The following is a 5,462-nucleotide window of genomic DNA, read 5'->3' on the forward strand; positions in this document are numbered from 1 at the left end:
CCCCGCGCCCCCGGCGAACTCGGCACCCACGTCGGCCTCACCGCCGCCACCATGACCGCCGGCGACGCCCTGCACTGCGGGTTCGCCGACCACTACCTGCCCTCCGCCGCGCTGCCCGAGCTGACCGCCCGGCTCACCGCGGGCGAGGACCCGGCTGCCGCCGTCGCCGCGCTGGCCGCCCCCGCCCCGGCCTCGGAACTCGCCGCCCAGCGCGAGTGGATCGACCACTGCTACGCCGCCGACAGCGTCGAGGAGATCCTGGAGCGGCTGCGCGCCACCGGCCTGCCCGCCGCGAAGGACGCCGCCGAACAGCTGCTCGGCAAGTCGCCCACCATGCTCAAGGTGACCCTCGCCGCGCTGCGCCGGGCCCGCGGGCTGCCCTCGCTGGCCGCCGTCCTCGACCAGGAGTACCGGATCTCCTGCGCCGCGCTGGCCCACCACGACCTGGTCGAGGGCATCCGCGCCCAGGTCGTCGACAAGGACCGCACCCCGCGCTGGCACCCCGCCGCCCTGGAGCAGGTCACCGCCGCCGACGTCGCCCGCTTCTTCACCGTCCCCGCCGACGGCGACCTGGGGCTCGCGGGGTGACCATCGTCTCGCCTGTCGAGACTGGCATCCGGGGCGGCGTTCGGAGATCGTATCCAGCGGCAGAGGTTCCGCTCAGCGTGGAGAGGAAGAAGCGACGATGACCGAGTACGAGACGATCCTGGTGGACCGCAAGGGCCGGGTCGGCATCATCACCCTCAACCGGCCCGAGGCGCTCAACGCGCTCAACACCCGGCTGATGACCGAAGTGGTGGCGGCCGCCAAGGAGTTCGACCGGGACCAGGAGATCGGCGCGCTGGTGGTCACCGGCTCGGCGAAGGCGTTCGCGGCCGGCGCCGACATCAAGGAGATGCAGGACAACCGCTTCCCCGCCGTCTACCTCGACGACTGGCTCGGCCCCTGGGACGAGCTGGGCCGGCTGCGCAAGCCGGTCGTCGCCGCGGTCGCGGGCTACGCGCTGGGCGGCGGCTGCGAGTTGGCGATGCTCTGCGACATCCTGATCGCCGCCGACACCGCGAAGTTCGGCCAGCCGGAGATCAAGCTCGGCGTCATCCCCGGCATCGGCGGCTCCCAGCGCCTGACCCGCGCCGTCGGCAAGGCCAAGGCCATGGACCTGTGCCTGACCGGCCGGATGATGGGCGCCGAGGAGGCCGAGCGCTCCGGCCTGGTCTCCCGCGTCGTCCCCGCCGAGCAGCTCCTGCCGGAGGCCCTCGCCGTCGCCGAGGCCGTCGCCGCGATGTCGCTGCCCGCCGCCGTGATGATGAAGGAGTCGGTCAACCGGGCCTTCGAGACCACCCTCGCCGAGGGCGTCCGGTTCGAACGCCGGCTGTTCCACGCCGCGTTCGCCACCGCCGACCAGAAGGAGGGCATGGCGGCCTTCGCCGAGAAGCGCCCGGCCGCCTTCACCAACGGCTGAGCCCCCTCACGCCCCGCCCCGGCCGGTCCAGCCCGACGGCGTCCGGTCGCCGCGGTGGGCGCCGTTCTCCCGGTGGAGGTGGCGGCCGAGGGCCTGGAGGTCTCCGGTGTCGGCGGGTTGCCGGACGGCGGCCAGTCGGTCGGTGGGCTGCTGGGGCGGTACGGGCGCTCTCTCCGAGCGTCGGCGCAGCGGGTCAGGTCGGACCCCGGCCCGGGGCACCGACGGCCCGGCCGGTCACTTGCTGCCGTACCAGACCACCCTGCCGCCGTCGCCGACGTCCACGATCACCAGGTCGGCGCCGGTGCCGTACTCGAACCGCTGGCTGCCGCCCTGGCCGCCGTGCGGCGTGAACCGCGGCTCGGCGGTCGGGGTGCGGCCGACCGGCGGCTGCCGCAGGAAGCGGTCGGCGGCCGCCCTGGCGTCCTGCTCGCTGATCGTCACGGCTTCCTGGGAGCCGCTCGGGCTGAAGGCGATCAGGTCGATCAGCCGGCCGGAGGGCCACTCCAGGGTGAAGCCGGCGTGCTCGGCCATCACCATGAGGTGGTCGGGGTACCCCTCGCTGACGGAGCGCTGCACCTTGGTCGCCACGGCGCCCGGACCGAACAGCAACTCGGTGTCCCGCTGGGCGAGTTCGCGCTGGGCGGCGGTCGCCTCGACGGCGCCGGTGAGCGGGGCCGGGGAGAACACCAGCCACTGGAGCAGCAGCACCGGCGCGGCGATGCCGGCCGCCAGCGTCCCGCCGAGCTTCCACTCCGGCCGGCCGGGCCGGATCCGGCGGCGCATGGCCAGCCGCACCGCGCAGCCGAGCAGCACGCCGGCCAGGCCGCCGAGCGAGTTGGCCGCGAAGTCGCTGGAGTCGCAGGCCCGGCCGACCGAGGTGAGCAGCCCCTGCCCGGTCTCGGTGAGCGCGCTCAGCCCGACCGCCCCGACCGCGGCCAGCAGCGGCCGCCCGAGGGCCAGCACCGCGAACAGGCCGATCGGGACGAACATCAGGACGTTCATCCGTCCCTGTTCGGTGCCGAGCACGAACGACAGGTCGGAGCTGATCCCGCACACCGGGTGGGTGCTGCCGCCCTGCCCGGTCGGGTAGAAGGTGGCGGTGAGTTCGGCGGCCAGCGCGACGCCGAGCAGCACGGTGGACGGCTGCGGCGTCCCGTACCGGCGGGCGAGCCACCGGGCGGCGGAGCCGAGCAGCAGGGCGAGGACGGCGAAGGTCGGGGCCATGCCCTGGTTCGCGAACAGGATGGCATGGATCATCGTCGCTCCGTCCGGGGAGTTCCATCGAAAACCGTCCGGACGTCCGGCGAACTCACCAGTGCTCCAAGTCAATTGACGAAGCATCAACAGGTGGTCCGCCGGCGAACGATCCGTTCCGCCGGATCATGCCGTCATTGGATGACCCGCGCAAGTCCGGCCCGGGTGGCGGCGACCACGATCCGGTCGCCGGGGGCCAGCGGCCGGGAGCGGTCGGCGAAGTTCCACTGGTGGTCCTGCGGGCGGCGGTGCAGCCGGACGGCGAGCACCCGGACGCCGCCCGGCCCCTCCAGGTCTCCGGTATTGCGGCCGTCCAGCCCGGAGCCCTCCTCGACGGTGAGTTCGGCGATCAGCAGCACGTGCCGGAAGACCGAGAGGGTGCCGAGCACCTCGCGGCCCATCAGGGCGGCGGCGAAGGCGGGGGCGGCCAGGTAGGAGACCGAGCGGGAGGCCACGTTGCCGAGGGTGGCGTACACGTGGTGGGCGAAGTCGTCGTCGAACAGCCGCACCACGATCCGGACTTCGGGGCGGACGGCGCGGGCCTCCAGGGCGGCTTCCAGGTTGGCGGCGTCGTCGGAGGTGACGGCGACCACGGCGCGGGCGTGCTTGACCCGGGCCTGCTTGAGCTGGGCCTCCAGCGGGCCCTCGCCGATCAGGACGGGGATGCCGAGGGCGCGGGCGGCGGCGATGCCGCGGGCCTGCGGGTCGCGCTCCAGGCAGACCACCGGCAGCCCGGTGGCGTGCACCAGGGCGGCGACCCGGGTGCCGACGTTGCCGAGGCCGACCACGATCACGTGGTCCCGGGTGCGGGCGCCGGGCGGGCGCGGGACGCCGCGGCGGCCGCTGGCCAGCGCCTCGACCACGATCGCGGTGGCGACCGGGACGAAGGTGATCCCGCAGAAGGTGATCAGCACCTGGGCGGCGCGGGCCCAGGCGTCGCCGAGCACCTGCTGCCCCGGCACGTCGGGCTGGACGGCGCCGGCCGCGTCGAGCAGCGTGAAGTACACCGTCCAGCCGAAGCCGCCGGGGTGGGTGCTGTGCCGGGCCAGCACCAGGCCGCCGAGCAGGATCGCCCCGAACGCGGTGATCAGGATCATCCGCAGCCGGGTGTTGGTGAAGTGCTTGAGCCCGTCCAGCAGCCACCACTTGAGCCGCTTGCGCCACGGCTGGCGCAGCGGCGGTTCGACGTCGAGGGCCTGCAGTGCGGCCAGCCCGCCGGGTTCGGCGGCGGGCGCCGGGAGCGGGCGGCCGCGCGGGACGATCCCCTCGCCGCCGCCGAGGAACTCGGCGATCCGGATGAAGTCGGCGGCGCGGCCGCCCGTCCCGGGGAGCAGCCGCAGCCGGCCGAGGTCCTGGCGGTCGATCCGGTCGGCGACCAGGCAGATCTGGTCGGGCCGGATGTCGCCGTCGTAGGCCACGTACAGGTGCCGGCCGCCGACCTCGACGATGTGCGGGCGGCTGAGGGCGCCGTTGGCGAAGGCGGGGGCGGCGGTGGCGGAGGCGGAGAGCGCGGCGCAGTTGGGGAGCAGCTTCTCCAGGTGCTCGCCGAGGCGCTGGTTGAAGATCCGCAGCACGATCCGGACGCCGGGGTTGCGGTTCTCGGCGGCCAGCGCGGCGTGGATGTTCTCCTGGTCGGTGCCGTCCATCAGCGCGATGCCGCGGGCGTGCTCGACGTCGGCCGCGCCGAGCGCCTCGCCGGTGACGGTGGCGTGCTCCAGCACGGCCCGGACGCCGGGTATCCGGGCGATGGCCGGCCCGTGCTCGCGGGACCGGTCGGGGACCACGGCGACCACCGGGACCTCGTACTGCTCGGTGAGCTCCAGGATCAGCCGGTACGCGAGCGAGTTGCCGCCGCACACGATGTAGTGCCCGCCGACCGCCTCCGCCCCGGCGTCCGCCTCCGCCCCGCCGGCCGCCCCGGTGTCCGCCTGTGCCCCGTCCGGCGCCGTCCCGCCCTCCGGGCTCCCCCGCCCCTGGTCCGTCATACCGTCAGATGGTAGACGGCCCGTCAGGGCGGACGGGTGAACGGACGGTAGCGGATCCGGGTGCGAACGGGGCGGTGCGGTTCGTCCGTCCGGCGGATCCCGCCGCGCCCCGGGGGTGGCGGGGCGCCGAGGCTGGGGGTGTCGTGTCCGTTCCGTCCAGCTCCTCGGAGGAACCATGAGTGCCCCGTACCGGATCGATTCCCGTGACGACCTCCCCGGGCCGTTCCAGCAGCTGGCCCGGTTGGCCTGGCAGGCGGTGCTGGCGGGCGGGCTGGTCTCGCTGGCGCTCGGCATCGTCGTGCTGGTGTGGCCGAAGCAGACGCTGTGGGTGGTCGGCGTGCTGTTCGGCCTGTACCTGCTGGTGATCGGCGTGGTGCAGCTGGTCGGGGCGTTCGGCACGCACGCGTCGACGGCGCTGCGGGTGCTGGCGTTCGTCAGCGGGGCGATCTGCGTGCTGCTGGGCCTGCTGTGCTTCCGCTCGGCGGCCCAGTCGGTGCTGCTGCTGGCGCTGTGGATCGGCATCGGCTGGCTGTTCCGCGGCATCACGCAGCTGGCCGCGGTGGCCTCGGACCCGATGATGCCGGCCCGCGGCTGGCAGGGTTTCGTCGGCGGCCTGGGCGTGCTGGCGGGCGTCGTGCTGATGGTCTGGCCGGCCCACTCGATCACCGCGCTGGCGGTGCTGGCGGCCTGCGGCCTGGTGCTGATCGGCATCACCGAGGTCGTCGCGGCGCTGCGGATCCGCAGCGGCGCCGCGCAGTACC

At 74.5% G+C, this 5,462-nt stretch carries 5 protein-coding genes; 3 read left to right on the forward strand and 2 right to left on the reverse strand.

The genetic code is table 11. From position 1 onward, the window contains the following. A partial coding sequence (locus tag ACFUEL_RS34180; protein ID WP_380241218.1) for an enoyl-CoA hydratase/isomerase family protein occupies positions 1-588 on the forward strand: 588 nt, incomplete at its 5' end. A gap of 97 nt (positions 589-685) precedes the next feature. Next, on the forward strand, positions 686-1,462 hold the full coding sequence (locus tag ACFUEL_RS34185) for an enoyl-CoA hydratase (RefSeq protein ID WP_380241220.1): 777 nt from the start codon (positions 686-688) through the stop codon (positions 1,460-1,462). A gap of 234 nt (positions 1,463-1,696) precedes the next feature. Here the strand turns inward: ACFUEL_RS34185 and ACFUEL_RS34190 are convergent, their stop codons facing one another. Next, the gene (locus ACFUEL_RS34190) at positions 1,697-2,719 is read right to left on the reverse strand and encodes a VanZ family protein (protein ID WP_380241221.1); all 1,023 of its coding nucleotides are present in this window, start codon (positions 2,717-2,719) and stop codon (positions 1,697-1,699) included. A 131-nt stretch (positions 2,720-2,850) separates the two neighbouring features. Then, the gene (locus ACFUEL_RS34195; RefSeq protein WP_380241223.1) at positions 2,851-4,701 is read right to left on the reverse strand and encodes an NAD-binding protein; all 1,851 of its coding nucleotides are present in this window, start codon (positions 4,699-4,701) and stop codon (positions 2,851-2,853) included. Between the two features lie 175 nt (positions 4,702-4,876). On the opposite strand from ACFUEL_RS34195, the gene ACFUEL_RS34200 reads away from it, so the two are divergent. Next, the coding region (locus tag ACFUEL_RS34200) for an HdeD family acid-resistance protein (protein WP_380241225.1) at positions 4,877-5,462 on the forward strand (586 nt) is incomplete at its 3' end.

The organism is Kitasatospora sp. NPDC057198 (assembly GCF_042670125.1).
In the GTDB taxonomy this organism is placed as follows: Bacteria; Actinomycetota; Actinomycetes; order Streptomycetales; family Streptomycetaceae; genus Kitasatospora.

What these genes read in the sequence shown, in the direction of transcription:
- ACFUEL_RS34185 (WP_380241220.1), top strand. Translation starts at nt 686, where the DNA reads ATGACCGAGTACGAGACGATCCTGGTGGACCGCAAGGGCCGGGTCGGC.
- ACFUEL_RS34190 (WP_380241221.1), bottom strand. Translation starts at nt 2,719, where the DNA reads ATGATCCATGCCATCCTGTTCGCGAACCAGGGCATGGCCCCGACCTTC.
- ACFUEL_RS34195 (WP_380241223.1), bottom strand. Translation starts at nt 4,701, where the DNA reads ATGACGGACCAGGGGCGGGGGAGCCCGGAGGGCGGGACGGCGCCGGAC.